This window comes from Pseudomonas sp. AC229 (genome assembly GCF_979254655.1).
The window spans coordinates 1-255 of record NZ_CEEDHK010000072.1 but is presented as its reverse complement, the minus strand read 5'-3'; the positions used below and the strand labels follow the sequence as shown (position 1 = coordinate 255).

Sequence of the window (255 nt, the reverse complement as noted above, 5' to 3'; positions counted from 1 at the left end):
CGCAGATGTCGCGCAGGCTTTGCAGTGGTTCGCGGCCGTTGTCGGCCGATAGCAGTTCGGCCAATTGCTCCGGCGGCAGGCGAACCTGGTCGAGCATTTCGTGGAACAAATGGGCTTTGTTTTCACAGTGCCAGTACACCGCGCCGCGCGTTACTTCGGCGGTTTTGGCGATTTGATCCAGGGTGGGGTGGCCCACGCCTTTTTGCAGAAACAACATCTCGGCGGCCAACCAAATGGCGCTGCGGGTTTTCTCTG

1 protein-coding gene is annotated in these 255 nt (G+C 59.6%); it reads right to left on the bottom strand.

Going from position 1 to position 255, the window contains the following annotated elements:
* Positions 1 to 255: TetR family transcriptional regulator (locus AC0IW7_RS24890; protein ID WP_471821519.1), on the bottom strand; the 255-nt coding region annotated here is incomplete at both ends.